The 26,112-nt window shown below is 70.2% G+C and carries 24 protein-coding genes and 1 riboswitch; of the genes, 8 read left to right on the top strand and 16 right to left on the bottom strand.

Translation table 11 applies throughout. The annotated features are described in order from the left end of the window. Genes ABB07_RS32480 through ABB07_RS32470 form a run of 3 tightly spaced genes read right to left on the bottom strand, consistent with a single transcriptional unit; the run spans position 1 to position 3,148 of the window. The gene (locus ABB07_RS32480; protein ID WP_208902053.1) at positions 1-831 is read right to left on the bottom strand and encodes a carbohydrate ABC transporter permease; all 831 of its coding nucleotides are present in this window, start codon (positions 829-831) and stop codon (positions 1-3) included. Continuing rightward, on the bottom strand, positions 828-1,844 hold the full coding sequence (locus tag ABB07_RS32475) for a carbohydrate ABC transporter permease (RefSeq protein ID WP_208902052.1): 1,017 nt from the start codon (positions 1,842-1,844) through the stop codon (positions 828-830). Before ABB07_RS32475 ends, ABB07_RS32480 begins: the two co-directional genes overlap by 4 nt. Before the next feature lie 8 nt (positions 1,845-1,852). Beyond that, on the bottom strand, positions 1,853-3,148 hold the full coding sequence (locus tag ABB07_RS32470) for an extracellular solute-binding protein (RefSeq protein ID WP_208902051.1): 1,296 nt from the start codon (positions 3,146-3,148) through the stop codon (positions 1,853-1,855). Positions 3,149-3,498: 350 nt separating this feature from the next. On the opposite strand from ABB07_RS32470, the gene ABB07_RS32465 reads away from it, so the two are divergent. Both ABB07_RS32465 and ABB07_RS32460 read left to right on the top strand, forming a co-directional pair. Next, positions 3,499-4,029: a universal stress protein gene (locus ABB07_RS32465; protein ID WP_208902050.1), complete on the top strand. Its 531-nt coding sequence runs from the start codon at positions 3,499-3,501 to the stop codon at positions 4,027-4,029. Positions 4,030-4,416: 387 nt separating this feature from the next. Next, complete coding sequence (locus ABB07_RS32460) at positions 4,417-6,375, top strand: APC family permease (protein WP_208902049.1); 1,959 nt, start codon at positions 4,417-4,419, stop codon at positions 6,373-6,375. Positions 6,376-6,487: 112 nt separating this feature from the next. Here the strand turns inward: ABB07_RS32460 and ABB07_RS32455 are convergent, their stop codons facing one another. Next, the gene (locus ABB07_RS32455) at positions 6,488-7,069 is read right to left on the bottom strand and encodes a DUF1707 SHOCT-like domain-containing protein (protein ID WP_208902048.1); all 582 of its coding nucleotides are present in this window, start codon (positions 7,067-7,069) and stop codon (positions 6,488-6,490) included. Between the two features lie 123 nt (positions 7,070-7,192). Between ABB07_RS32455 and ABB07_RS32450 the strand changes: the two genes are divergently transcribed. After that, positions 7,193-7,588 (top strand): TOBE domain-containing protein, encoded by a 396-nt coding sequence (locus ABB07_RS32450; RefSeq protein WP_208902047.1) that lies wholly within the window; start codon positions 7,193-7,195, stop codon positions 7,586-7,588. A 140-nt stretch (positions 7,589-7,728) separates the two neighbouring features. On the opposite strand, the gene ABB07_RS32445 is transcribed toward ABB07_RS32450, so the two are convergent. Then, entirely contained in the window at positions 7,729-8,220 is a 492-nt protein-coding gene (locus ABB07_RS32445; protein ID WP_208902046.1) for a molybdopterin-dependent oxidoreductase, read from the bottom strand. 203 nt (positions 8,221-8,423) lie between these two features. Between ABB07_RS32445 and modA the strand changes: the two genes are divergently transcribed. The 4 genes from modA to ABB07_RS32425 are packed head-to-tail and all read left to right on the top strand — an operon-like array spanning position 8,424 to position 11,824. After that, positions 8,424-9,245 (top strand): molybdate ABC transporter substrate-binding protein, encoded by an 822-nt coding sequence (gene modA, locus ABB07_RS32440; RefSeq protein ID WP_208903707.1) that lies wholly within the window; start codon positions 8,424-8,426, stop codon positions 9,243-9,245. After that, complete coding sequence (modB, locus tag ABB07_RS32435) at positions 9,242-10,102, top strand: molybdate ABC transporter permease subunit (RefSeq protein WP_208902045.1); 861 nt, start codon at positions 9,242-9,244, stop codon at positions 10,100-10,102. Before modA ends, modB begins: the two co-directional genes overlap by 4 nt. Further along, positions 10,099-11,376 carry an ABC transporter ATP-binding protein gene (locus ABB07_RS32430; protein WP_244189582.1) on the top strand — a complete coding sequence of 426 codons (1,278 nt, stop codon included), beginning with the start codon at positions 10,099-10,101 and terminating at the stop codon, positions 11,374-11,376. The genes modB and ABB07_RS32430 overlap by 4 nt, the downstream gene beginning before the upstream one ends. A gap of 28 nt (positions 11,377-11,404) precedes the next feature. Further along, complete coding sequence (locus ABB07_RS32425) at positions 11,405-11,824, top strand: TOBE domain-containing protein (RefSeq protein ID WP_208902044.1); 420 nt, start codon at positions 11,405-11,407, stop codon at positions 11,822-11,824. 72 nt (positions 11,825-11,896) lie between these two features. Here the strand turns inward: ABB07_RS32425 and gcvP are convergent, their stop codons facing one another. Then, entirely contained in the window at positions 11,897-14,782 is a 2,886-nt protein-coding gene (gene gcvP / locus ABB07_RS32420) for an aminomethyl-transferring glycine dehydrogenase (RefSeq protein WP_208902043.1), read from the bottom strand. 167 nt (positions 14,783-14,949) lie between these two features. After that, positions 14,950-15,044, bottom strand: a riboswitch (glycine riboswitch). Between the two features lie 119 nt (positions 15,045-15,163). Between gcvP and ABB07_RS32415 the strand changes: the two genes are divergently transcribed. Next, positions 15,164-15,535 carry a PRC-barrel domain-containing protein gene (locus tag ABB07_RS32415; RefSeq protein ID WP_208902042.1) on the top strand — a complete coding sequence of 124 codons (372 nt, stop codon included), beginning with the start codon at positions 15,164-15,166 and terminating at the stop codon, positions 15,533-15,535. Here the strand turns inward: ABB07_RS32415 and ABB07_RS32410 are convergent. The 10 genes from ABB07_RS32410 to clsA all read right to left on the bottom strand — a co-directional run bounded on the left by ABB07_RS32410 (position 15,457) and on the right by clsA (position 26,005). After that, positions 15,457-17,097 carry a DNA polymerase IV gene (locus tag ABB07_RS32410; protein WP_244189581.1) on the bottom strand — a complete coding sequence of 547 codons (1,641 nt, stop codon included), beginning with the start codon at positions 17,095-17,097 and terminating at the stop codon, positions 15,457-15,459. The genes ABB07_RS32415 and ABB07_RS32410 overlap by 79 nt on opposite strands. Before the next feature lie 76 nt (positions 17,098-17,173). Beyond that, positions 17,174-17,818, bottom strand: a complete 645-nt coding sequence (locus ABB07_RS32405) for a MerR family transcriptional regulator (protein ID WP_142218969.1) — start codon at positions 17,816-17,818, stop codon at positions 17,174-17,176. Between the two features lie 228 nt (positions 17,819-18,046). After that, positions 18,047-18,520: a bifunctional nuclease family protein gene (locus ABB07_RS32400; protein WP_053666762.1), complete on the bottom strand. Its 474-nt coding sequence runs from the start codon at positions 18,518-18,520 to the stop codon at positions 18,047-18,049. A gap of 85 nt (positions 18,521-18,605) precedes the next feature. After that, positions 18,606-19,343, bottom strand: coding sequence for a transcriptional regulator FtsR (gene ftsR / locus ABB07_RS32395; RefSeq protein WP_208902041.1), 738 nt, complete (start codon positions 19,341-19,343; stop codon positions 18,606-18,608). 44 nt (positions 19,344-19,387) lie between these two features. After that, positions 19,388-20,215: an FHA domain-containing protein gene (locus ABB07_RS32390; protein WP_244189580.1), complete on the bottom strand. Its 828-nt coding sequence runs from the start codon at positions 20,213-20,215 to the stop codon at positions 19,388-19,390. Between the two features lie 190 nt (positions 20,216-20,405). Beyond that, complete coding sequence (locus ABB07_RS32385; RefSeq protein ID WP_244189579.1) at positions 20,406-21,380, bottom strand: DUF881 domain-containing protein; 975 nt, start codon at positions 21,378-21,380, stop codon at positions 20,406-20,408. Between the two features lie 5 nt (positions 21,381-21,385). Further along, entirely contained in the window at positions 21,386-21,718 is a 333-nt protein-coding gene (locus tag ABB07_RS32380; RefSeq protein ID WP_003988855.1) for a small basic family protein, read from the bottom strand. Next, entirely contained in the window at positions 21,715-22,581 is an 867-nt protein-coding gene (locus ABB07_RS32375; protein ID WP_244189578.1) for a DUF881 domain-containing protein, read from the bottom strand. The genes ABB07_RS32380 and ABB07_RS32375 overlap by 4 nt, the downstream gene beginning before the upstream one ends. A 204-nt stretch (positions 22,582-22,785) precedes the next feature. Continuing rightward, positions 22,786-25,281: a mannose-1-phosphate guanyltransferase gene (locus ABB07_RS32370; RefSeq protein ID WP_208902039.1), complete on the bottom strand. Its 2,496-nt coding sequence runs from the start codon at positions 25,279-25,281 to the stop codon at positions 22,786-22,788. Positions 25,282-25,396: 115 nt separating this feature from the next. Beyond that, positions 25,397-26,005 carry a cardiolipin synthase ClsA gene (clsA, locus tag ABB07_RS32365; protein ID WP_208902038.1) on the bottom strand — a complete coding sequence of 203 codons (609 nt, stop codon included), beginning with the start codon at positions 26,003-26,005 and terminating at the stop codon, positions 25,397-25,399. Between the last annotated feature and the right edge of the window lie 107 nt (positions 26,006-26,112).

Below are 26,112 nucleotides of genomic sequence, written 5' to 3'. Positions count from 1 at the left end.
TCAGCCCTTGGTGGCGCCCGCGGTGAGGCCGCCGACGAGCTGGCGTTCGGCGACCGCGTAGAAGGCGAGGGCGGGGACCATGGCGAGGACGAGGTAGGCGAACACGCGTGCGGTGTCGGCGGAGTACTGGCCCTGGAACTGCTGCACGCCGATCGGGATGGTCCACCAGGTGCTGTCGGTGAACACCAGCAGCGGCAGGAAGAAGTTGTTCCAGCTGGTGACGACGGCGAGCACGGAGACCGTGCCGAGCGCGGGGCGGGCCATCGGCAGCAGCACCCGCCAGAAGAAGCCGAGCGGTCCGCAGCCGTCGAGGGTGGCCGCTTCCTCCAGTTCGCCCGGGATCTGCCGGAAGAAGCCGCGCAGGATGATGATCGTCATCGGCAGGCCGAAGGCTGCCTGCGGCAGGATCACGCCGAGCGGGTTGTCCAGCAGGCCCATCGAGCGCAGCAGCAGGAACAGCGGCAGCGCCGCCACCGCGAACGGGAACATCAGCCCCATCGTGAACAGCGTGAACAGCACCTCCCGGCCCCGGAAGGCGAACCGCGCGAAGGAGAACGCGGCCAGCGCCGAGACCGCGACGACGATCACCGTCGTACCGACCGCGATCAGCGTGCTGTTGCCGACCAGCCGCCAGAAGGAGCCCGAGCCGAGGATGTCGCCGTAGTTGGCGAACACCCACGGCTTGGGCAGCCCCACCGGGTTGCGCGAGAGCTGGTCGGTGGACTTGAAGCCGGAGAGCAGCGCGTACAGCAGCGGTACGGCCATGACGGCGCCGACCGCCACCAGGACGACGTGCAGCGGGAGCGTACGGCCCCTGCGGCGGACACTCATGCTCCGGCTCCCCTCATGTTCGTGGTGGCCCCTTCGAGGTCGCGGCGCAGCACGAACCGCTGGTAGGCGAGGGCGAAGACGAGGCTGATGGCGAACATGACCACGCTGATCGCGCTGGCGTAGCCGACCTGGTAGCGCTTGAAGCCGTACTGGAACATGGTCACGGCCATCGTCTCGGAGTGGTGGTCGGGACCGCCCGCGGTGACCACCCACACCAGGTCGAACAGCTGGATCGCCCCGATCACGGACAGGAACACGCTGATCCGCAGGGTGGGTGCGAGCAGCGGCAGCGTGACGTGCCGGAACCGCTGCCAGGGACCCGCGCCGTCGACGATCGCCGCCTCGGTCAACTCGGCCGGTATGGACTGCAGTCCGGCCAGATAGAGCATCATGTGGAAGCCGAAGTACTTCCACGTCATGACGAGGAACAGCGTGGCCATCACGGTGGAGGTGCCGGCGAACCACTGGCCGCCGAGCCCGTCGAGGCCGATGGCTTTCAGGACGTGGTCCGCGAGGCCCTGGTCCGGGGCGAAGATCATGCTGAAGAGCACGCCGGTGATGGCCTCGGACAGCACGTACGGCGCGAAGAACAGCATCCGGTACACCGCCCGGCCGCGCACCTTCTGGTTGAGCAGGACGGCCATGGCGAGCGCGAACGGCAGTTGCAGCGCGAGCGACAGCACGACCAGCAGCAGCATGCGCCACAGGTCGCCGAGGAACACGGGATCCTGCAGCAGACGGCTGAAGTTGTCGGTGCCGGTGTAGTCGGACGGCATCCCGAAGCCGCCCCAGCGGAAGAAGGACGCGTACAGCGCGAACAGGATCGGCAGCAGGACCAGGACGCCGAAGAGCACGAGGGCGGGCAGTTGCAGGCCGACGGCGGTGAGCCAGTGCAGGGCGCGCCGGCGGGCGCGCTGCCGGCCGGCGCCGGCCGGCGGGGCGGGCAGGACGGCGCCGGGCCCGCTCCGCCTGCCCCGTTCGCCCCGCTGATCCGGGAGGAAGGTGGAGGTCATCGGGGGCCCTACTGCTCCTGCTTCGCGGTGCTGGTGATCGCCTGCGCGACCTGCTGCGGGGACTTGGACCCGGCGATCAGCCCGGCCACGCTGTCGTTGACCTGCTGGCCGAGGGCGGGGGCGTAGGCCTGGTCGAGGTAGAGCTGGAAGCCGGTGGCGCCCTTCAACTGGGCCTGCACCGCCTTGAGGTTGGGGTCGGTGAGGACGCTCTCGGCCGCCGGCACCAGGGGCAGCACACCGGTCCTCTTCACCAGCTCCTTGTCGGTGACCTCGGACGCGAAGAACTTCAGGAAGTCCACGGCCGCCTGCGGGGCACCCTTGCGCAGGGCGTGGCCGCCGCCCCCGCCGAACACCTCGGTGATCTTCCCGGCGCCGCCCTCGACCTCGGGGAACGGGAAGAAGCCGAGGTTCGCGCCGAGGCCCTTGCCCGCGTCCGCCTCCACGACCGGCGCCCACTGCCCCATGAGCTCCATGGCGGCCTTGCCGTTGCCGACGGTCGCGGCCTGTCCGGTCGGGGAGGAGTAGGCCGCCCCGAGGAAGCCCTTCTGGAAGGGCTGGAGATCGACGAGGTCCTTCAGGTGCTGCCCGGCCTGGACGAATCCGGCGTCGGTGAAGTCCTTCTTCTCATTGGCCTTCCGCAGCGCGTCGACCCCGGCGGTGCGCATCGCGAGGTACGCCCAGTAGTACATGCCGGTCCAGCTCTCCTTGCCGGCGAGGGCCAGCGGCGTGATCCCGGCGGACTTGAGCTTCTTCACGGCGTCCAGGAAGCCGCTCCAGGTGGTCGGGGGTGCGCTGATCCCGGCCCGCTTGAAGAGCGCCTTGTTGTACCAGAAGCCGATCATGCCGATGTCGAACGGGATGCCGTACAGCTTGTCGTCGATGAGGTACGGCTGCTTGGCCACCGACAGCAGTCCGTCGGCCCAGGGCTTGGTGCGGTCGGTGAGGTCCTCGACCAGACCGGCGTCCACCTGCTGCTTGAGCACGCCGCCGCCCCAGGTGTGGAAGATGTCCGGCAGCTTTCCGGAGGCGATCAGCGCGGTCATCTTCGACTTGTAGGCGTCGTTCTCCAGCTGGACGATCTTGAGCTTGACCTTGGGGTTCTGGGCCTCGAACTTCTTGGCGAGGCCGGCCCACACGGTCTTGGTGGGTTGGGTGGTCGAGATGTTCCACCACTCGATCGTGGTCGTCCCCGAGGACGACCCCCCGTCCGAACCGCCGCCGCAGCCGCTGAGTGCGGTCACACCGAGACCGGCGGCGACGGAGGCCGCCAGGAAGCCGCGGCGGGACAGTGCAGGGTCGCCCATCTTGCGCTCCTTCGAAAAATTTCGGAGTGGCTTCACAGAGGTGGTTCCGAAACATTCGAAGAAAATCCCGAACGTTCCGAACGGCGACTCTAGGAACGCGCGTGGGGAGCGTCAAGGTGTCGCGCAGGAGGTCGTGGGTGCGAGGTGAAACCAGGCGGCGCGGCAGCGGCCTCGGCCGGTCTCGAAACTTTCGGCCTTCGGTGCCGAACGGAGGCCGTTGCGAAGACATCGACCACCCGGCTGGCCCCATCGCCGGTACGGGAGTGGGATGGAAGGAAGCAAGGGCCTTGCAGGGCGGGCACGTCCGCGCGCGAGACGCCCCGGCGTCGCCCGCGAGGAACGGTGGAGTGATGTCCGGTTACGACGCCTCGGCGAGCGCTCGGGTGGTGGTCGGTGTGAGCGGCTCCCTGGGCAGCGTCACGGCCCTGCGGCGGGCCACCGCGCTGGCCCGCCGGCTGGGAGCGGAACTGTGGCCGGTGCTGGCCTGGGAACCGCCGGGCGGTGACGCCGCCGCGCGCCGTTCCCCCGCCGCCGGCCTGCTGGTCGAGGACTGGCAGCGGCTGGCCGGGCAGCGGCTGGCCTCGGTGCTCGAGGAGATCTTCGGCGGGGAGGCTCCCGGTGTGCCGATGCACGCCGTCGTCGTCCGCGGCGCCCCTGGCCCGGCGCTCGTGGCGACCGCGGACCGGGAGGGCGACCTCCTGGTGGTGGGTGCCGGCCGGCGCGGTCTGCAGCGCGCCTTCTCGGGCCACGTCTCCCGGCACTGCCTGGCGCACGCGGTCTGCCCGGTGCTCGCGGTGCCCCCGTCCCCGCTGGAGTCGGAGCTGCTGTCCGTCCACCGGCGCAACACCTGGCATCTGCGCATGGACATCCGGCGTCTGTGAGGCTCGGCGCCTGCGCGTCGACGGCTCGAAAGGTCCGCTGGAGTCAAGGATCCGGTGCGCGGGGTCAAGGATCCGGTGCGCCGGTGTGCCGCTCGGGCGAGGGCCGTGAAACGACGTCCACGGGCGCTCGGCCGGGGACGCGGATGACAGTCGGTGGCCGTCCACAGGCCCGCGGCGCGACCTGCCACCCGGACGGCCCCGGTCGCGGCGCCACCTCTCCGGCCTCTGCTTCTTGATGCGGGTCTGGCGTCACCGGGCCATTCTTAACGCAAGATTGACGCGCTCCGGGCCCGTATCCGTGGGCCGAGGCGTCACTCTCTGCTTACGCTGATGCCGCCATCCGCGTGATGGCCGGAAAAGAGCTGAGCCGCACACAGGAGCCCACTGATGGCCACGACCGAGCAGCCTCCCAGTACCAACCGCCTCCGGGCCTGGATGCTGGAGGGGCTGTCCGACATGGGCAAGGCCGGGGGCCACACCGGCCCGCACGCCGAGCCGGAGCCCGCCCACCAGGGCCAGCGCTGGTGGCGCGTGATGTGCCTGACGGGTGTCGACTACTTCTCGACCCTCGGCTACCAGCCGGGCATCGCGGCGCTCGCGGCGGGACTGCTGGGGCCGATCGCGACCATCGTCCTCGTCATCGTGACCCTGGCCGGTGCGCTTCCGGTGTACCGCCGGGTCGCCGAGGAGAGCCCGCGCGGCGAGGGTTCGATCGCCATGCTGGAGCGGCTGCTGTCCTTCTGGCAGGGCAAGCTCTTCGTGCTCACGCTGCTGGGCTTCGCCGCCACCGACTTCCTGATCACCATCACCCTGTCGGCCGCCGACGCCTCGACGCACCTGGTGGAGAACCCGCATCTGACCAACGCCCTGCACGGACAGCAGATGATCATCACCCTGATCCTGGTGGCCCTGCTCGGCGCGGTGTTCCTCAAGGGCTTCCTGGAGGCGATCGGCGTCGCGACGGCGCTGGTCGGCATCTACCTCGCGCTGAACGTCGTCGTCGTGGTCGTCGGCCTCTACCACGTGGCCACCGCCGGACATGTGATCACCGACTGGTCGAGCGCGCTGACCGCCCAGCACGGCAACGTCTTCGTCATGATCGGCCTGGCGCTGCTCGTCTTTCCCAAGCTCGCCCTCGGCCTGTCCGGCTTCGAGACCGGCGTCGCCGTCATGCCCCACGTCCAGGGCGATCCCGGGGACACCGAGGAGAAGCCGACCGGCCGGATCCGGGACACCAAGAAGCTGCTGACCACGGCCGCGCTGATCATGAGCGCCTTCCTGATCACCTCCAGCTTCGTCACCACGCTGCTCATCCCGGAGAACGAGTTCAAGACCGGCGGTCAGGCCAACGGACGCGCCCTCGCGTACCTCGCGCACGAGTACCTCGGCAACGCCTTCGGCACGGTCTACGACGTCTCGACCATCGCGATCCTCTGGTTCGCCGGCGCCTCCGCCATGGCCGGTCTGCTGAACCTGATGCCGCGCTATCTGCCGCGCTACGGCATGGCCCCGCACTGGGCCCGTGCCGTGCGCCCCATGGTCATCGTCTTCACGCTCATCGCCTTCCTGGTCACCTGGATCTTCGACGCCAACGTCGACGCGCAGGGCGGCGCCTACGCCACCGGCGTGCTGGTGCTCATCAGCTCCGCGGCGATCGCGGTGACCATCGCCGCGCGGAAGGCGGGGCAGCGCAAGTGGACCATCGGGTTCGCCGTGATCTCCGCGGTGTTCCTGTACACGACCGTGGTGAACGTCATCGAGCGCCCGGACGGTGTGAAGATCGGTGCCTGCTTCATCGTCGGCATCATCCTGGTCTCGCTGCTGTCCCGGCTGGCCCGCGCCTTCGAACTGCGCGTGACCAGCGTGACGCTCGACCCGATGGCGGAGCGGTTCATCCGGGACATGGCCAGCCGGAAGATACGGTTCATCGCCAACGAGCCCGGCCACCGCGACAAGGCCGAATACCGCGACAAGGTCGAGCAGATCCGGGCCGACAACGACATGCCGGAGCAGGAGGACTTCGTCTTCGTCGAGGTCACCGTCACGGACCCCTCCGAGTTCGAGGCGGGGCTCACCGTACGCGGCGAGGTCCTGCACGACCGCTACCGCGTGCTCACCCTGGAGTCCTCCTCCATCCCCAACGCTCTCGCCGCGCTCCTCCTCCATGTGCGCGACACCACCAACTGCACCCCGCACATCTACTTCGAGTGGACCGAGGGCAACCCCTTCGCCAACTTCCTGCGGTTCTTCCTCTTCGGCCAGGGCGAGGTCGCCCCTGTCACCCGCGAGGTGCTGCGCGAGGCGGAACCGAACCGGGAACTCCGGCCGCGGGTGCACACGGGCTGAGACCGGCCGGGAGGCGACGACCGGGGCAGACGGCGGCGCGGGGCCGGGCCGGCCGGTGCGGCGAGAGTGCGTGCCGGGCGTCGCGACGGGGCGAACGTCGCCTGCCGGGGCACTAGCGGCCGAACCACCGCCTGGGCGGCCGTACCTCCAGCCGTCCCAGGCTGAGCCGGCCGTGTATCTCCACGCGGAGCACGGCCGGCGCCCCTGGCTCGGCGGCGGGCCGCACCTTGGTCTTGCCGTAGCCGATCACGAGCGCGTCGGCGTCCACGACGACACCGGCCCGGGTGATCAGCCGCAGGGTGCCGCCGCGCATGTCGAGGTCGATGCGCAGGGTGTCGTGGGTGATCACCGCGCTGGAGAAGTCGAGCGTCACGTCCCCCCAGGCCGAGGTGATCTCCATCCGGCGCGGCACCGCCCAGCCGTCCGCGCGTACGGCCGAGGCACCCTGCTGCTCGATCCGCACGACGTCCTTGGCCGGTGCGGGACCGGCCGCGTCCGGCAGGTCGGCGGTGAGCACCGCCAGGTCGCCGAGCGTGCGGGCGGACAGGGCGGCCGTCACGCGCTCGTCCAGTTCCTCGGCCGTGATCCGGCCGTCGGCCGCGGCGCCCGTCAGCACGTCCACCACCCGGTCCCGGTCCGCGTGCGAGGCACGCAGCCCGGACGGCATCTCCGTGTGCAGCAGCTCGGCCGCCATACCCTCACCCCGATTCGGCACCGCCCCGCGAGGGGCATCGTCACGAACTAACGTTATATCGCGTTATACCCAACGGCCAACCCCCGTCCACGGTTCCCGGGGCCTGGCCCTATCGTGACCGGCATGCAGTCCTACACGATCGGCCAGGCGGCACGGCTGCTCGGCGTGAGCCCCGACACCGCCCGCCGCTGGGCCGACGCGGGCCGGGTGGCGACCCATCGCGACGAGTCCGGACGGCGGCTCATCGGCGGCAGGGATCTCGCCGCGTTCTCCGTCGAACTGGCCAAGGCGGGCGGCGGCGAGGAGGACGCCTCCTACACCTCCGTCCGCAACGCCTTCCCCGGCATCGTCACGGCGATCAAGCTCGGTGACGTGGCCGCCCAGGTGGAGATCCAGGCAGGCCCCCACCGGCTGGTGTCGCTCCTGACCCGGGAGGCCGTGGAGGAACTGGGCCTGGAGGTCGGCATGGAGGCCACCGCGCGCGTGAAGTCCACCAACGTGCACATCGACCGCGTCTGACCCCGTCACCGACAGCACCGCCCAGCAACACCGCCCGCACAGACAGCGGCCGGGGAACTCACCACCCCGGCAAGGTCACCTGCGCGCCCCCGGCAAGGTCGCCTGCGCGCCGCCCGTCCCTCGCCGACCGGCTGATGGAATCACCGAGGTGCCGCTGCCGCGTGACCGGCGGATCCGGCGGGCGCGGGACCGCCACAGCGGTAGCCGCCGTCGACCCGGATCGCCGTGATCCCGCTGATGTGCCGGGCTCCGCACCGGTCCTGCGGCAGCACCAGCTGCGGCCCGGCCGCGTCCAGCGGGGTGTCGTCGATGCGCACGCCCAGCAGGACGGGGGCGTGCGCGAAGTCCGGGTCGATCTCGGCCCAGGACAGCATCGCGTGATGGCCGTCCGTGCCGGTGACCGCGATGAGGAAGCGGAGCCGGTCCTTGCGCCGCGCCGGGTCGAAACCGGGTCCGGCGTCGGCGAGGACGTCGTACAGGCGCGGACCCGCGAAGCGGTGGTGCTGGATGCCGCTGGTCGCGCACTCGAAGCTGACGTCCACCCGGTGCTGCGGCCAGCGGAGCAGGTCCGGCACGGTCAGCCGGGCGGGCCGGGCCAGATCACCGGTCAGGGCGAGCTCTGCGAGCGTCATCGGCGACCACCTCCCGCAGGACCGTACCCGCCGCGAAGCGCCGTACAAACGCACATGCAAGCTACAAGTCACAAGTTCGCAGCTCATGCGATGCGACAGGAGACTTACGGCTGGCAGATGCGGCAGTATCATCGCCGCACGGTCGATGGTGTGCGGCCGTGGCAGGGCGCGACAGTTCGACAGAACCTGAGGAGAGATCCGTGATGACCCGTTCCGTGCGCCGGACCCGGCGGATGCTGCAGCTGGCCGGTGCGGGAGCCGCCGCCCTGATGGCACTCAGCGCCTGCTCCTCGTCCTCGGACTCGTCCAACGCGAAGTCGGACAAGTCGAACTCCGCCTCCCCGAAGCTGTCCGGCGACGTCACCGTGTTCGCCGCCGCCTCCCTGAAGGAGAGCTTCACGGCCCTGGGCAAGGAGTTCGAGCAGCAGCACCCGGGCACCCACGTCAACTTCAACTTCGGCGGCAGCGACACCCTCGCCGCGAGCATCACCGGCGGTGCCCCGGCGGACGTCTTCGCCGCCGCCAGCCCCAAGACGATGAAGATCGTGACGGACAAGAAGGACGCGGCAGGCACCCCGGCCACGTTCGTGCGCAACCAGCTGGAGATCGCCACCCTGCCGGGCAACCCCGGCAAGGTGTCCTCCCTGAAGGACCTCACCAAGTCCGGTCTGAAGGTCGTGCTGTGCGACAAGACCGTGCCGTGCGGCGCCGCCGCCCGGAAGGCCCTGGACGCCGCCAAGCTCAAGCTCACCCCGGTCTCCTACGAGCAGGACGTCAAGTCGGCTCTCAACAAGGTGGAGCTGAAGGAGGCCGACGCCGCGGTCGTCTACAGGACCGACGTGAAGTCCGCGGCCGGCAAGGTGGAGGGCGTGGAGTTCCCCGAGTCCGCCGAGGCGATCAACGCCTACCCGATCGTCCTGCTGAAGAACGCGCCGAACGCCCAGGCGGCCAAGGCCTTCATCGCCCTGGTGCGGTCCGCCGAGGGCCAGAAGGTGCTGAACGAGGCGGGGTTCCTCAAGCCGTGACCACGCTGCACGAGCCCGGCGCCGCGACCGGTCCCCGCACGGACCGGCCGCGGCGTCGCCGCGTCGGCACGGGGGGCCGGCGCGGGGTGCCGTTGCCGCTGCTGCTGCCGGGTGTGCTGGCGCTGGCGTTCCTGCTGCTGCCGCTGGTCGCGCTCGTCGTCCGCGCGCCCTGGCGCAGCCTGCCGGCCCAGCTGTCCAGCGCCGAGGTGTGGCAGGCGCTCCAGCTGTCCCTGGTCAGCGCCACGGCGGCGACGGCCGTGAGCCTCGTCCTGGGCGTGCCGCTGGCCTGGCTGCTGGCGCGTACGGAGTTCCCCGGCCGGGGCCTGGTGCGGGCCCTGGTGACGCTGCCGCTCGTGCTGCCGCCGGTGGTCGGTGGTGTGGCGCTGCTGCTGTCCCTCGGCCGCAACGGCGTGATCGGCAGGTGGCTGGACGCCTGGTTCGGGATCACCCTGCCGTTCACCACCACGGGGGTCGTGATCGCGGAGGCGTTCGTCGCGATGCCCTTCCTGGTCATCAGCGTCGAGGGCACGCTGCGCGCGGCCGACCCGCGCTTCGAGGAGGCGGCCGCCACGCTGGGCGCGTCCCGCTTCACCGCGTTCCGCCGGGTCACCCTGCCGCTGATCGCGCCCGGCATCGCGGCGGGCGCGGTCCTCGCCTGGGCGCGCGCGCTCGGCGAGTTCGGCGCGACGATCACCTTCGCGGGCAACTTCCCCGGCCGCACCCAGACCATGCCCCTCGCGGTCTACCTGGCCCTGCAGAACGACCCCGACGCCGCGATCTCCCTCAGCCTGGTCCTGCTGGCGGTGTCGATCGCGGTGCTGGCGGGGTTGCGAGACCGTTGGATGACCACCTCATGACCAACCAGCGCCCCACGCCCGGCAACACCACCGAAGCGCCCCAGGCACCCGCCGCAGGCGCCGAAGGCACGACACCGCCGCCGGAACCCCCCGCAGCCGCCGACGGCGCTCAGCCCCCGCAGGGGCCACCCGCACCCGACGACGAAAGTCGCACGGGTGGTGCGGGTGGGAACCCGAAGCCGGCCGAAGGCCGGCACCCCACGACGCACCCGCACCGGCACCCGCACCCGCCCACCGACGGCCTCGACGCCCACCTGATCGTCGACCGCGGCACATTCCGGCTGGACATGACCCTCACCGCCGCCCCCGGAGACGTCCTCGCCCTCCTCGGCCCCAACGGCGCCGGCAAGACCACCGCCCTGCGCGCCCTCGCCGGCCTCACCCCGCTCACCGACGGCCACCTCCGCCTGGACGGCACCCCCCTGGAGCACACTCCCCCGGAGTCCCGCCCGGTCGGCGTCGTCTTCCAGGACTACCTGCTCTTCCCTCACCTGTCCGCCCTGGACAACGTGGCCTTCGGCCCGCGCTGCCAGGGCGCGTCGAAGGCCGACGCCCGCGCACAGGCCGCGGCGTGGCTGGACCGCATGGGCCTCGCCGACCACGCGACCGCCAGACCCCGCCGCCTGTCCGGCGGCCAGGCCCAGCGCGTGGCCCTGGCCCGGGCCCTGGCCACCCGGCCCCGGCTGCTGCTGCTGGACGAGCCGCTGGCCGCCCTGGACGCCCGCACCCGTCTGGACGTCCGGGCCCAACTCCGCCGCCATCTGGCCGAGTTCGAGGCCGTGGCCGTACTCGTCACGCACGACCCGCTGGACGCCATGGTGCTGGCCGACCGGCTGGTGGTCATCGAGCACGGCCGGGTCGTCCAGGAGGGCGGTCCCGCCGACATCGCTCGCCATCCGCGCACCGACTACATCGCCCGGCTCGTCGGCCTCAACCTCTACCGAGGCCAGGCGGACGGACACACGGTACGGCTCGACACGGGCCCGGCGATCACGACCACCGAGGAGCTGTCCGGCCCGGCGTTCGTGGCGTTCCCGCCGTCCGCCGTCACCCTGTTCCGGGACCGGCCCTCCGGCGCCAGCGCCCGCAACCTCTGGCACTGCGAGGTGGTCGGCCTGGAGACGCACGGAGACCAGATCCGCGCCGACCTCACCGGCGAACTCCCCCTCGCCGCCGACCTCACCACGGTCGCCGCCGCCGAGCTCGGCCTGCATCCGGGCGCCGCTGTCTGGGCGACGGTCAAGGCGACGCAGACACACGCATACCCGGCCTGAAGGGACGGGCGCTCTACCGTGAGTGCCCATGACCCTGAGCATCCGCAACCAGCTGCCCGGCACCGTCACCGAGGTCCAGTCGGGCGAGGCCATGGCCACCGTCCGGCTTCGCCTGGACGGCGGCCAGAACCTCATGGCTGCCATCACCAAGGAGTCCGCCGAGGACCTCTCCCTCGCCCCCGGCTCACCCGTCCGCGCGCTCGTGAAGTCGACGGAGGTTTCCCTGGCCACCCATCGGGTGGCGGGTCTGTCGATCCGCAACCAGCTTCCCGGCGCGATCACCGGCCTCACCACCGGCGCCGTCATGGCCTCCGTGAGGATCTCCGTCGACGGTGGCGAACTGACCGCGGCGATCACCAAGGACGCGGTCGCCGACCTCGGCCTCTTCGTCGGCTCCGACGTGTTCGCCCTGATCAAGGCGACCGAGGTGTCCCTGGCGACGGCATGACACGGCGAGGGCCCCGCCCGGAAACGGACGGGGCCCTGCGACAGCTCCTGCTCAGTCCTCGTACGCGTCCAGTCAGTCCTCGTACGCGTCCAGCGGCGGGCAGGAGCACACCAGGTTGCGGTCGCCGAAGGCCTGGTCGATACGGCGCACCGGCGGCCAGTACTTGTCCGCGGCCGACACACCGGCCGGGAAGACGGCCTCCTCGCGGCTGTAGGCGTGCTTCCACTCACCGCCGAGCGCGGCGGAGGTGTGGGGGGCGTTCCGCAGCGGGTTGTCCTCCGCCGGCCACTCCCCCGCACCGACCTTCTCGATCTCCGCGCGGATGGCGATCATCGCGTCGCAGAACCGGTCCAGCTCGATGAGGTCCTCCGACTCGGTCGGCTCGATCATCAGGGTGCCGGCCACTGGGAAGGACATGGTCGGCGCGTGGAAGCCGTAGTCGATCAGGCGCTTGGCCACGTCGTCCACGCTCACGCCGGTCGCCTTGGTCAGCGGGCGCAGGTCGATGATGCACTCGTGCGCGACCAGGTTGCCGGGACCGGTGTAGAGCACCGGGTAGTGCGGCTCCAGGCGCTTGGCGATGTAGTTCGCCGACAGCACGGCCACCTGCGTGGCGCGCTTGAGGCCCTCGCCGCCCATGAGGCGGACGTACGCCCACGAGATCGGCAGGATGCCCGCCGAACCCCAGGGAGCGGCCGAGATCGGGCCGACACCCGTCTCCGGGCCCGCGGCCGGCTGCAGCGGGTGGTTCGGCAGGTACGGCGCCAGGTGCGAGCGGACCGCGACCGGGCCGACGCCGGGGCCGCCGCCGCCGTGCGGGATGCAGAACGTCTTGTGCAGGTTCAGGTGGGAGACGTCACCGCCGAAGTGGCCCGGCTTGGCGAGGCCGACCAGGGCGTTGAGGTTGGCGCCGTCGACGTACACCTGGCCGCCGGCCTCGTGGACCTGGGCGCAGATGTCGGCGACGTGCTCCTCGAAGACGCCGTGCGTCGACGGGTAGGTGATCATCAGCACCGCCAGCTCGTCGCGGTACTGCTCGATCTTCGCCCGCAGGTCCTCGACGTCGATCTCGCCGTCCTCGGCGGTCCTGACGACGACGACCTTCATGCCGGCCATCACGGCGCTGGCCGCGTTGGTGCCGTGCGCGGAGGACGGGATCAGGCAGACGGTGCGCTGCTCGTCGCCGTTCGCACGGTGGTAGCCGCGTACGGCCAGCAGGCCGGCCAGCTCGCCCTGCGAACCGGCGTTCGGCTGCAGGGAGACCTTGTCGTAGCCGGTGACCTCGGCGAGACGTTCCTCCAGCTCACGGATGAGCGTGAGGTAGCCCTCGGCCTGCTCGGCGGGCGCGAAGGGGTGCAACTGGCCGAACTCGGGCCAGGTGACCGGCTCCATCTCGGTGGTCGCGTTGAGCTTCATGGTGCAGGAGCCCAGCGGGATCATGCCGCGGTCGAGCGCGTAGTCGCGGTCGGCCAGCCTGCGCAGGTAGCGCAGCATCGCGGTCTCGGAACGGTACTGGTGGAAGACCGGGTGGGTGAGGTACGTGTCGGTGCGCAGCAGTGCCTCGGGCAGGGTGTCCTCGGCGGTCGCGTCCAGCGCCTCGATGTCGCCCTCGATACCGAAGGCGGACCACACGGCGGCCAGCTGGGCCCGCTTGGTGGTCTCGTCGCAGGCGATCGACACGTGGTCGGCGTCGGCCAGGTGCAGGTTGACGCCGTTCTTCCGGGCCGCGGCCACCACCTCGGCGGCCCTGCCGGGCACGCGCGCGGTGAGGGTGTCGAAGAAGGCGCCGTGCACGATCTCCACGCCGCCCGCCTTCAGACCCTCGGCGAGGATGGTGGCGTACCGGTGCGTGCGCCGGGCGATGGTCCGCAGGCCCTCCGGCCCGTGGTAGACGGCGTACATGCCGGCCATCACGGCGAGCAGCACCTGGGCGGTGCAGATGTTGCTGGTCGCCTTCTCCCGGCGGATGTGCTGCTCACGGGTCTGCAGCGCGAGCCGGTAGGCCTTGTTGCCGTCGGCGTCGACGGAGACGCCCACGAGACGGCCGGGCAGGCTGCGCGCGAACTTCTCGTGCACCGCCATGTAGCCGGCGTGCGGGCCGCCGAAGCCCATCGGCACACCGAAGCGCTGGGTGGTGCCGACGGCGATGTCCGCGCCGAGCTCGCCCGGCGAGGTCAGCAGGGTCAGCGCGAGCAGGTCGGCGGCGACGGTGACGAGCGCGCCGAGCTCGTGGGCCTGGTCGATGACCGGCTTGATGTCGCGTACGGCACCGGAGGCGCCCGGGTACTGGATCAGCACGCCGTTGATCTCACGCGCGGCGATGTCGGCCGGGATGCCGTCGCTGAGGTCGGCGACGACGACCTCGACACCGGTCGGCTCGGCCCGGGTCTCGATCACGGCGATGGTCTGCGGCAGCGCGTCCGCGTCGACCAGGAACAGGCCCTTCTTGTTCCGGCCCATGCGGCGGGACAGCGCCATGGCCTCGGCGGCGGCGGTGCCCTCGTCGAGCAGGGAGGCGCCGGAGGTGGGCAGCCCGGTGAGGTCGGCGACCACCGTCTGGAAGTTCAGCAGGGCTTCGAGGCGGCCCTGGGAGATCTCCGGCTGGTACGGCGTGTACGCCGTGTACCAGGCGGGGTTCTCCATGACGTTGCGCAGGATGACGGGCGGGGTGAAGGTGCCGTAGTACCCGAGTCCGATCATGGAGTCGAGGACCTGGTTCCGGTCGGCGAGCGAGCGCAGCTCGGCGAGCACCTCGGCCTCGGTGCGGGCGCCCGGCAGGTCGAGGGCGTCGGCGTTCTTGATCACATCGGGGACCGCCGCGGCGGTCAGTTCGTCCAGCGAGCCGTAGCCGACCTGCGCGAGCATCTTGGCCCGCGCCTCCTGGTCGGGCCCGATGTGGCGCTGCTCGAACGGGATACCCGCTTCGAGCTCCGAGAGCGGAATGCGATGGGCGGTCATTGCGGAGGCCTCCTGGTCTGACACGACCTTCGAGGGCACCACGGCGCGGGTGCCCGGACGGCCTCCCCCTCTGTCATCTCAACCTGAGAGCTTCACCGGGCACGCCCCGGCTTTCACCGTCGGTGAGAGCGGAAGCCGTCGACACCCGCTCTGCTTTCCAGAGTGACCTCGTCCGTGCGGTACGTGAGCCTGAGAGATTCCGGGGAGGATTTGCTCCTTCGGCGCCTCCGAGGTGGTCGGAGGACTCTCCCGCACGGGGTCAGCAGCCGCTGTCAGCCTACCAGCGAGGTCAACGCACGGGCCCTCGAGTGGCCGCCTCCCTGAATGTGCTCTTTCGTAGTGCTTACGGATGAGTTGCGACCAAGTGGAGGGAGACGGACCGTGCAGACCGAGATCGATCCGCGCAACCTGATCGGCCGCAAGGCGTTCGACCGCAACGGCACCAAGATCGGCACCATCGACGAGGTGTACCTCGACGACGCGACCGGCGTGCCCGAGTGGGCGGCCATACGCACCGGCCTGTTCTCCCGCGACGCCTTCGTCCCCCTGGAGCCGAGCGAACTGATCGAGGGCTCCCTCCACGTCCCCTTCGACCGCGCCCTGATCAAGGACGCCCCGGACTTCGGCGTGGGCCGCCATCTCTCCCCCGAACAGGAGCTCCAGCTCTACCACCACTACGGCCTGGACGTGACCTCACCTCCTCCCGTACCGGACCACGACTTCGGCAAACTGGCGGGTTCGGAGGAGACGTGAGCCCTCTGATCCACCTCCGGACTCCGATGATCCACCTCCGGGGCCCGGCGACCCACCTCCGAGGCCCGGTGACCCATCTCCGGGGCCCGGTGATCCACCTCCGAGGCCCGGTGATCCACCTCCGGGGCCCGGTGATCCGCCTCCGAGGTCCGGTGTTCTTCCTCCGGGGTCCGGGGCGGAGCCCCGTGTCGGCCACTGCTTGACCGACCGAGACGGGCGGGCGGGTGGGCAAGCTCCAAAACCAGGGGCAACGGATCAGCGGCCTCCAGCGCAGGATCATCGACAAAAAACGTCCGCACCCGCCCCGGAGGGGACTGCGGCGTCTCGAACCGCACGGTCACCCGCCCCAGCCCACTCCCCTGCACCCACCCATGCCCGTACTCCGTATGCCGTATGTCCTGCCCTGCGCGCCACTGGCGTTCCACGGGCTCCGGCCGCTCCGCCACGGCCTCCCCCTCAGCCCTTTCCGGCTCATCCGCCGGAGGCAGTGGCATCGCCTGCGCGAACAGGTCCTCCTGGGTGTAGTCGGCGAGCCCGGAAACACCCACGCCCAGCAGCCGTACCCCACCCGTGGTGTCCACCGAGTCCAGCAGCCGCGCGGCCGCCTCCCGTACGACCGCCGGATCGTCCGTGGGCCCTCTGAGCGTCTCGGAGCGGGTCAGGGTCGAGAAGTCGTACCTGCGCACCTTGAGCACGATCGTCCGCCCCGAAAGCCCCGCCCCGCGCAGCCTCCCCACACACCGGTCCGCGAGCCGCCGCACCTCCAGCCCGATCCGCAGCCGGTCGTGGATGTCCACGTCGTAGGTGTCCTCGACCGACACCGACTTCGCCTCGCGCTCGGCCACCACGGGCCGTTCGTCATGGGCCAGCGCCATGGCGTACAGCGCGTGCCCGTGCGCCTTGCCGAGCAGCCGGACCAGCTCGTCCTCGCCCGCCTCGGCCAGCTCCTCGACCGTCGTGATCCCGGCCCGGCGGAGATGGTCGCCGGTGGCCGGCCCGACCCCCGGCAGGGTCCGCACCGGCATCGGCCCCAGCAGCGCCCGCTCGGATCCCGGCTCGATGAGCACCAGGCCGTCCGGCTTGGCCTGCTCCGAGGCGATCTTGGCGAGCATCTTGGAGGCGGCTAGCCCCACCGATCCGGTCAGCCCCGTGACCGCTTGGATGTCCGCGCGCAGCTTGACCCCGGCCAGCCGCGCCGACTCCTCGTCCCAGGCCGTCCCGCCGGCCTCCAGGTCCACGAACGCCTCATCCAGGCTGAGCGGCTCCACCAGCGGCGACAGCTCCCGCAGCAGCGCCATCACCTGCTCGCTGATCGCCCGGTACACGGTGAAGCGCGGGACCAGATACGCGGCGTTGGGTGCCAGCCGGCGTGCCTGGGCCATGGGCATCGCCGAGTGGACCCCGAAGACACGTGCCTCGTACGACGCGGTGGCCACCACCCCACGCGGCCCGAGTCCGCCCACGACGACCGCCTTCCCGCGCAGGCTCGGCTTGGATGCCTGCTCCACCGAGGCGTAGAAGGCATCCATGTCGAGATGCAGGATCGTGGGCGCGTTTCTCACATCTCCGATGCTGCACCACGGCACTGACAATGCCCCCGCCGCGGAGGGGGGCCCGTGTCAAAGCGCGGGAGCGGTGTCAGACGGCCCGGTTACGGCGCCGCGCCAGCTCGTCCGCGGGATTGTGCCCGACCAGGGTCTCGCCGGTGTCGATGCGCTCCCCGTGCAGCTGGGAGAGTGCGCTTTCCACGTCCCGCCACACCACGCCGACGGCGATCCCGAAGATGCCCTGACCACCCTGGAGCAGGGCGTGGACCTCGTCCGGCGAGGTGCACTCGTACACCGTGGCGCCATCGCTCATCAGGGTCATCCGCTCCAGGTCACGGAAACCGCGTTCCCTGAGGTGCTGCACGGCCGTGCGGATGTTCTGCAGCGAGACACCGGTGTCCAGGAACCGCTTGACGATCTTCAGGACGACGACGTCCCGGAAGCTGTACAGCCGCTGCGTGCCCGACCCGTACGCGGGCCGTACGCTCGGCTCGACGAGCCCGGTGCGGGCCCAGTAGTCGAGCTGCCGGTAGGTGATGCCAGCGGCCGCACAGGCCGTGGGCCCCCGATAGCCGATCTGCTCGGACGTCATGGCCGCCGCCCCTCCGCCGTTCGGCACCGCTGTCGGCCGTTGCGGAGCGTGATCCACCGCGCTGCTGTGAACCGGGTACGGACCGCTCTCCCCGAAACCGCGCACGGGGGCACCCCCAGCCGTACCGTCGCCGCTGGTTCTCACGCCGACCTCCGTCCTTGACCTGCCTTCACGACGGTAGGCAGTCACCAGGGGTGCGTCAACGATCGCCACACTCGGCACGCCGAGTGATAATCACCCTAGGAGTGGTTTCCCGTGCCCCACCGCGGGGAAAGGCTAGCCGAATGCTTTCGGGGGAGGCCGTAGGACGCTCTCCTTGGCCGGTGGCACATGCCCGCGCGCCGGGCGCCGATATGCACCGGCCGTGCACCCTCACTGGCTGCTGGTGCCGAAGTCCTCGGGCGAGATCTGGTCGAGGAACTCGCGGAACTTCTCCACCTCGTCCTCCTGCTCGTCCGGGATGGCGATGCCGGCGTCGTCCAGCACCGCGTCACTGCCGTAGATCGGCGTCCCCGTCCGCAGGGCCAGCGCTATGGCGTCGGAGGGACGGGCGCTGACTTCGACACCGCTGGCGAAGACCAGCTCCGCGTAGAAGACACCTTCACGTAGATCGGTGATGCGTACCTCGGTCAGCTCCTGGCCGACGGCCTCCAGCACGTCCTTGAACAGGTCGTGGGTCAGCGGCCTGGCGGGGGCCATGCCCTGCTGGGCGAAGGCGATCGCCGTCGCCTCCCCCGGCCCGATCCAGATGGGGAGGTAACGGTCGCCTCCCACTTCGCGCAGGAGCACGATCGGTTGGTTGGAGGGCATTTCGACCCGGACACCTACGACATCGAGCTCGTTCACACAGCAACCCTAGGCCGTGCCCGCGACATTTGGGTAGTCGGGCCGGGAACAGGTGCCCGATCCGGCCGCTGGCAGCCCCCGGCCTTCACGGCAGCCGCACCCCGAGCGCGGTCTGCACCAGTGCGGCGTGCAGCTTCACCGTGAGCGCCGCCAGCTCCTTCGCCCGGGCCTCGGCATGGGCCCTGGTCTGGGGGTTGCGGTGGCGCCTCAGCGGGGCCACCACCTGGTCGACCAGCCCGGCCTCGCGGTCGGCGGCCGCCTTCATCACCCGCAGATGGCGTGGCTCGATACCGAAGCGGCCCAGTGCGGCGACGAGCGAGGCCACGGTGACCGCCTCGGCGTCGTACACCCCGTCCGCCAGGGGAGCGATGAGCCCGTACGACTCCCACTCCTTGAGGTCGCCCTCGTCGATCTCCGCGGTCGCCAGCAGCTCGGCCCTGCCGACCCGGGCCACGGTGGGCGCCGCGGCCGGCTCCGGAACGTCCTCGGCGGTGCGCTGACGGCCCACGACCGGCAGCTGGACGGCCTCGCCCCGCTCCATGGCGTCCAGATGCTCGCGGATCACCTTGAGCGGCAGATAGTGGTCCCGCTGCATCCGCAGGACATGCGCCAGGCGCTCGACGTCCCCGGCGCTGAACTTGCGGTACCCCGAAGGCGTCCGCTGCGGCTCGATGAGCCCCTCCGACTCCAGGAAACGGATCTTGGAGATGGTGACTTCGGGGAACTCGTCGCGCAGCGCGTTCAGCACCGTGCCGATGCTCATCAGCCCACTGTCCCTGGCGGCGGTACCGCTTCCGGCACCGCCGCTCGGTGTTTGAAGCATGGACCTTCCCTGGGAGTCCCCCCGGACACCGGTCCGGGGGCGGGTCAGATGCCCTGCCGGCTCGCGTAGAACACCAGCCGGTACTTGCCGATCTGCACCTCGTCACCGTTCGACAGAGCCACCTGGTCGATCCGCTCGCGGTTGACGTACGTGCCGTTCAGACTGCCCACGTCGGCCACCGTGAACGAGCCGTCCGCGAGGCGCCGGAACTCCACGTGCCGACGCGAGACCGTGACGTCGTCCAGGAAGATGTCGCTCTGCGGATGACGGCCGGCCGTGGTCAGGTCGCTGTCCAGCAGGAAGCGGCTGCCCGAGTTCGGTCCGCGGCGCACCACCAGCAGGGCCGAGCCCATGGGCAGCGCGTCCACCGCGGCCTGCGCCTCGGGCGACAGCATCGGCACCTGGGTCTGGCCGGTGACCTCGGAGTCGTAGGCCTCGAGACCCGAGATCGAAATGGTGGACGTCGTCTCGGCGGCACGCTCCGGGGCCACTCCGGGGCGCAGCGGCGCGCCACAGTTGGAGCAGAAGCGGGCGTTCTCCGCGTTGCGGTTACCGCACCTCGTACACACCAGGACCGACATCGACGGATCCTCCTGCGGCTGCCCCGCCGGGGCGTTGGACGCGTACGGACCGGGGGCGAACCCTCCACCCGCACCTGAGGTTGACGGTTGCCCGAAACCTATGCCGCCGGACTGGGCAGGGTCAACCGACGCCCCGCCCTGACCTCCGGAAATGTCACCGCCCGGACCAGCCACCTGGTCCCGGAACAGCGGGCGCTGGCCCTCCGCGTCAGGCTGCGCGCGGTGCCGAGCGGTCGCGTTGTCGCTGCCCTCTCGCGCGCTCTTGCGGAACAACTTCGCAAACAACTTCACGGGCGATTCCCCTTGACCGAAACAGACCCGCCCGTGGGGCAGGACGAACCCTGATTGCCTACACCGGCCGAGCCGGACATTCTCACAACGTCCGTATCCACCGGACAGTTTCCACCACGCACCACTCCTTCGGTGCGCCGACCCCCCGCAACCTCATGCCCCTGCCGGATGTCCCCCATGCACCGCCGGTTCACTGGGAGGACGACCGAGCGTAGTCAGGCCGCTTCGCCTGTCGCAAGGCGTCCACGACGATCTTGTCCGACTGCTGGACCGTCACCGTGGCCTGCTCCTTCTCCAGTGTCTGCACCACGCCTCCCGGGATGTTCAGCGCCGGCTCCAGATCCTGCGGCTTGCCGATGACCTTGAAACGATAGGGGGCGTTGATCTTGTTCCCGTCGACGCCGACTCCGTTGCCCGAGTCCGTGAAGTAGGTGTTCGCGACCACTCGGACCCCGTTCACCTGGATCGCCTCCGCACCGGCCGCGCGCAGCTCCTGGATCGCGTCGAGCAGCATGTCCGCCTTGACCGTCCCCTTCGTGTCCTCGATCGTCATCGTGATGCCGGGACCCTGCGCCGCCACGGTGCCCGCCAGGATGCCGAGTTGCTTCTCCTTCTCGGCCGTCTGCTTGCGAGCCTCCGCCGCCTGGTCGGAGCTGCTCTGCAGTTCCTGGCGCTGCTTTTCGAGTCCCTGCTTCTCGTCCTCAAGACGCTGAGTACGCGAATCCAGTTCATCGAGAATGCGCACAAGATCCTCCTGGCGTGCGCCGCGCAGCGCGCTGTCCGTTTCGCTGTTGGAGGCCACCTGCACCGCCAGGCCGAAGCCGAGGCCGAACAACAGCACGGCGACGATGAGTTGGGCCCGGGTGAACCGCGGCGGCCACACTCCCTTGACCAGCCGCTGCCGCCCGGTCAGCTGCCCTTCGGCCTGCTGCTCCGGTTCCGGCTCCGGTGCCCGCGCGGGTACCTCTTCGGGCAGTTCCCTGCGCAGCCGGTTCTCCGGCTCTTCCGCCTTCCGCGGAGTATCCGGCCTTTCCGGCTTCTCTGGCCTCTCCGGCCTCTCCGGCCTCTCCGGCCTCTCCGGCTTCTCTGGCCTCTCCGGCTTCTTCTGCTGCTCCGGCGTCTTCTGCTGCTCCGGCTGCTCGTCCGGCTCGTTCTGCTCGCTCATCGATGTCACGCCCGGAACACGTGCCGCCGGATCGCCGCGGCGTTGGAGAAGATCCGGATGCCGAGGACGACCACGACACCCGTGGACAGCTGCGCACCGACGCCCAACTTGTCGCCCAGGAACACGATCAGCGCGGCGACGACCACGTTCGACAGGAACGACACCACGAAGACCTTGTCGTCGAAGATCCCGTCGAGCATGGCCCGCAGACCGCCGAACACGGCGTCCAGCGCCGCGACGACGGCGATCGGCAGATACGGCTCGACGACCGCCGGAACCTCGGGCCGGACCAACAGGCCGGCCACGACTCCCACGACGAGGCCCAGTACGGCGATCACGATGTGCCCTTCTCCGTCTTCTCGGTCTTCTCGGTCTTCCCGGTGCCCGGCTGTGCCGTGCGTACGATCACACTCGGTGCGGCGGGCAACCGCAGGTCGCCCTCCGCGGAGATGGTGGCGCGGATGCCGAAGTTCTGCTCCAGGGCGTGCAGGTACAAGCCGTCCGCGCTGTTCTGGAACTCGGTGCTCAACCGGTGCCCGTCCCCCACCGCCAGCACCGTGTACGGCGGCACCAGCGGCCTGTTGTCGACCAGTATCGCGTCTCCCGCGGCCCTGATCGCGGACAGGGCGGTCAGCCGCTGCCCGTTGATGGAGACGGCCTCGGCGCCGGACTGCCACAGCCCGTTCACCACGCGCTGCATGTCCCGGTCGCGCACCCGGCCGGTGTCGGAGAATCCTGAGGTCTCCCGCGGGTTGGTCCCGTCACCGCCGGTGCTGGCCTCCTTGGCGTCGTCCACGACGAGCTTGACGCCCGGACCGTGGACCGCCGTGGCGCCCGACAGCACGCCCACCAGGTCCGCCTGCGCGCTGCCGCCGCTCGACTTCAGCGCCACCCGCTGCCGCGCGCTGACGTCGTCCCGGAGCCGGTCGACCGTGCCCTCCAGCTTGTCGGCGTTCGCCGTCTCGCTGTCGATGCGGTCGATCAGTTCCTGCCGCTCCTTGGCGACCACGGGCGCCGCCGCCTGCGTCTGTGCCGCCCCGACGGTCACGACCAGCGCCGCGAGGACGAGGCCGGCCGCGAGACCGAGCTTCGCCCTCAGGGTCCTGGGCAGGCCGCCCTCGCCCGCGGACTTCCTGCGGGCGGCGGCCTCGGCGTACCCGTCGTCGAGGCTGTGGTCCATGACGTTGGTGATCAACGACATGGAGGCGTCCGGGCGCTGCGACCGCGGGGGTCTGCTCCGAACGGGGGGTTGCTGCGGCATGCCGCACATCGTCGCATGTCGAGAGGAGTACCTCCGAATGGCCCCACCCACGTGCCGGACAGGCCCCCTTGGGGGACACTTGTCCGGCACGCGCGCGTGCGTGGGTTCTGCCGTCCGGTGGTCTTGTCCTCTTAGCGCATCCTCTTACCGTCCGGCGCTGTCCACGACGGCCGACCACTCGTCCAGCAGGGCCTGCGCCGAGGCGTCGTCGGGGCCCTCGGCCCACAGGTGGGTGACGGCCTCGGCCGGGTCGGGCAGCACCATCACCCAGCGTCCGTCCGTCTCCACGACCCGCACACCATCCGTCGTGTCGACGAAGCGATCCCCTGCGGCTTCGACCACCCGCCGCATGACCAGGCCCTTGACGGCCCACGGCGTGGCCAGGTCCCGCTTGAGGACATGCGCCCGCGGGATCCGCGCGTCGATCTGGCTCAGCGTGAGCTGCGTGCGCGCCACCAGCCCGATCAGCCGTACGAAGGCCGCCGTGCCGTCGTAGACGCTGCTGAACTCGGGGACGATGAAGCCGCCCTTGCCGTCACCGCCGAAGATGGTGCCCTCCTCGCCGCCCACGCGCGTGAGGTCGTCGGGCGAGGTGGTGGTCCACTCCACCTGGGTGCCGTGGTAGGCGGCCACCTGCTCGGCGATCCGGGTCGTGGTCACCGGCAGCGCCACCCGGCCGCTGCGCCGCTCCGCGGCCACCAGGTCCAGCATCACCAGCAGCGCGCGGTCGTCCTCGATGATCCGGCCCTTCTCGTCCACCAGCGACAGCCGCTCGCCGACCGGGTCGAACCGGACACCGAACGCGGCCCCCGAGGACGCCACTATCTCGCCCAGCCGCACCAGCCCCTTGCGCCGCATCTCCTCGGTCTCCGTGGGCCGGGACTCGTCCAGACCGGGGTTGATGGTCAGGGAGTCCACGCCCAGCTTGCCGAGCAGGCTGGGCAGCACCAGGCCGGCACTGCCGTTGGAGGCGTCGACGACCACCTTCAGGCCGGAATCGGCGATCCCGGTCGTGTCGACGTTCCGCAGCAGCGATCCGGTGTAGGAGTCGAAGACGCTCGCCGGGAAGTACAGGTCACCGATCTCGCCGGGGAACGCCCGCCGGTACTCCTGCCGCGCGAACACCCGGTCCAGCTTGCGCTGGCTGCCCTGCGAGAGGTCGGCGCCGTTGCCGTCGAAGAACATGATGTCGACCGAGTCCGGCACACCCGGCGAGGTCCGGATCATGATGCCGCCGGCGCTGCCCCGCGCGGTCTGCTGCCGGGCCACGGGCAGCGGTACGTTCTCCAGGTCGCGTACGTCGATGGCGCTGGCCTGCAGGGCGGAGATGACCGCCCGCTTGAGCGCACGGGCGCCTCGGGAGTGGTCGCGGGCCGTGGTGACCGTGGAGCCCTTCTTGAGGGTGGTCGCGTAGGCACCGGCCAGCCGTACGGCGAGTTCCGGCGTGATCTCCACGTTCAGGATGCCGGACACACCACGGGCACCGAACAGATGGGCCTGGCCCCGGGACTCCCAGATGACGGACGTGTTGACGAAGGCGCCGGCCTCGATGGTCTTGAACGGGTAGACCCGGACGTTGCCCTGAACGATCGATTCCTCACCGATCAGGCACTCGTCACCGATGACCGCGCCGTCCTCGATCCGCGCGGCGCGCATGATGTCGGTGTTCTTGCCGACGACACAGCCACGGAGATTGCTGTGCTGCCCGACGTACACGTTGTCGTGCACCACGGCCTTGTGCAGAAAGGCTCCGCTCTTGACGACGACGTTCGAGCCGACGACGGTGTGCTCCCGGATCTCCGCGCCGGCCTCGACCTTCGCGTAGTCGCCGATGTACAGCGGCCCGCGCAGCACGGCATCGGAGTGCACCTCGGCGCCTTCCGCCACCCACACACCGGGGGAGATCTCGAAGCCGTCGATGTCGACGTTCACCTTGCCCTCGAGCACATCGGCCTGGGCCTTCACGTAGCTCTCGTGGGTGCCGACGTCCTCCCAGTAGCCCTCGGCGACAAAGCCGTAGATCGGCTTGCCCTCCTTCATCAGCTGCGGGAAAACGTCACCGGACCAGTCGACCGGAACATCGGGCTCGACGTAGTTGAATACCTCGGGCTCCATGACATAGATGCCCGTGTTGACCGTGTCGGAGAAGACCTGCCCCCAGGTCGGCTTCTCCAGGAAACGCTCGACCTTGCCTTCCTCGTCGACGATGGTGATGCCGAACTCCAGCGGATTGGGGACGCGGGTCAGACAGACCGTGACCAGCGAACCCTTCTCCTTGTGGAAATTGATCAGCTCGGTGAGGTCGAAGTCAGTCAGGGCATCGCCGGAGATGACGAGGAAGGCATCGTCCTTCAACGCCTCTTCGGCGTTCTTGACGCTTCCGGCGGTACCGAGTGGCTTCTCCTCATTGGCATACGTGAGCTCCATTCCGAGCTCTTCGCCGTCGCCGAAGTAGTTCTTGACGAGCGATGCCAGGAACTGGACGGTGACAACGGTCTCGGTGAGCCCGTGCCTTTTGAGCAGCCGCAGCACGTGCTCCATGATCGGGCGGTTGGCCACGGGCAGGAGCGGCTTGGGCATGCTAGAGGTCATGGGGCGCAGGCGGGTGCCTTCGCCTCCGGCCATCACGACGGCCTTCATGTCGGAAGCGTCCTCCTCACAAGAGACGACGGTCTAGCCGACTTCACCCGTCCAGATTGTCCCGCACTTTTCCACCGCGGGCCATCGTGGCGTAACGTCCGGACAATCGCCGAGCTCAATCGGCCATGGCGTCCGCACGAACCAAACGGCGGACCTGTACCACGTAGAGCACTCCTGCCCACCAGTAGAGGGTTGTACCCCACCCGGCGAACGCCCATCCGAAAACAGCAGCCAGTGACGCGATCCAACCGTGCCCGTCGCTGAGAAGCAGCAACGGGAAGGCGTACATCAAGTTGAAGGTGGCTGCCTTCCCGAGGAAGTTCACCTGGGGCGGCGGATACCCGTGCCGGCGGAGGATGCCCACCATCACCAGAAGCATCAGCTCCCTCGCGAGCAGGAGGGCGGTCAGCCAGAGCGGCAGGATCTCCCGCCAGGTGAGACCGAGCAGCGTGGAAAGGACGTACAGCCGGTCGGCGGCAGGATCGAGAAGCCGACCGAGACTGCTGATCTGATTCCACCGCCGGGCGAGCTTGCCGTCCAGATAGTCACTGACCCCGCTGAAGGCCAGCACGAGGAGAGCCCAGCCGTCGCTCTTCGGGCCCCCGAACTCGGGCCTGAGGATCAACCACAGGAAGACGGGTACGCCGACGAGCCGTGCCATGCTGAGGATGTTGGGGATGGTGAGGACCCGGTCCGTCTGGACACGCGTCTCCTGGACCTCCACCCGGGGGCCTCCTGTGCGAAACGAGCCGATGATGCCTCCTGACCTTACCTCAACGCAAAAAAGCTCCGGCCCCTGGGCAGTGCCCAAGAGCCGGAGCTGTAAAGGTA

Origin of the sequence: Streptomyces incarnatus (assembly GCF_001027185.1) — a bacterium.
Classification (GTDB): Bacteria; Actinomycetota; Actinomycetes; order Streptomycetales; family Streptomycetaceae; genus Streptomyces; species Streptomyces puniciscabiei.
The sequence above is the reverse complement of the archived record's forward strand: the minus strand, read 5'-3'. Positions and strand labels throughout refer to the sequence as shown.

Coding starts and splice junctions, on each gene's coding strand:
- ABB07_RS32480 (WP_208902053.1), bottom strand. CDS start 831: ATGAGTGTCCGCCGCAGGGGCCGTACGCTCCCGCTGCACGTCGTCCTG.
- ABB07_RS32475 (WP_208902052.1), bottom strand. CDS start 1,844: ATGACCTCCACCTTCCTCCCGGATCAGCGGGGCGAACGGGGCAGGCGG.
- ABB07_RS32470 (WP_208902051.1), bottom strand. CDS start 3,148: ATGGGCGACCCTGCACTGTCCCGCCGCGGCTTCCTGGCGGCCTCCGTC.
- ABB07_RS32465 (WP_208902050.1), top strand. CDS start 3,499: ATGTCCGGTTACGACGCCTCGGCGAGCGCTCGGGTGGTGGTCGGTGTG.
- ABB07_RS32460 (WP_208902049.1), top strand. CDS start 4,417: ATGGCCACGACCGAGCAGCCTCCCAGTACCAACCGCCTCCGGGCCTGG.
- ABB07_RS32455 (WP_208902048.1), bottom strand. CDS start 7,069: ATGGCGGCCGAGCTGCTGCACACGGAGATGCCGTCCGGGCTGCGTGCC.
- ABB07_RS32450 (WP_208902047.1), top strand. CDS start 7,193: ATGCAGTCCTACACGATCGGCCAGGCGGCACGGCTGCTCGGCGTGAGC.
- ABB07_RS32445 (WP_208902046.1), bottom strand. CDS start 8,220: ATGACGCTCGCAGAGCTCGCCCTGACCGGTGATCTGGCCCGGCCCGCC.
- modA (WP_208903707.1), top strand. CDS start 8,424: ATGACCCGTTCCGTGCGCCGGACCCGGCGGATGCTGCAGCTGGCCGGT.
- ABB07_RS32430 (WP_244189582.1), top strand. CDS start 10,099: ATGACCAACCAGCGCCCCACGCCCGGCAACACCACCGAAGCGCCCCAG.
- ABB07_RS32425 (WP_208902044.1), top strand. CDS start 11,405: ATGACCCTGAGCATCCGCAACCAGCTGCCCGGCACCGTCACCGAGGTC.
- gcvP (WP_208902043.1), bottom strand. CDS start 14,782: ATGACCGCCCATCGCATTCCGCTCTCGGAGCTCGAAGCGGGTATCCCG.
- ftsR (WP_208902041.1), bottom strand. CDS start 19,343: ATGCTTCAAACACCGAGCGGCGGTGCCGGAAGCGGTACCGCCGCCAGG.
- ABB07_RS32385 (WP_244189579.1), bottom strand. CDS start 21,380: ATGAGCGAGCAGAACGAGCCGGACGAGCAGCCGGAGCAGCAGAAGACG.
- ABB07_RS32375 (WP_244189578.1), bottom strand. CDS start 22,581: ATGTCGTTGATCACCAACGTCATGGACCACAGCCTCGACGACGGGTAC.
- ABB07_RS32370 (WP_208902039.1), bottom strand. CDS start 25,281: ATGAAGGCCGTCGTGATGGCCGGAGGCGAAGGCACCCGCCTGCGCCCC.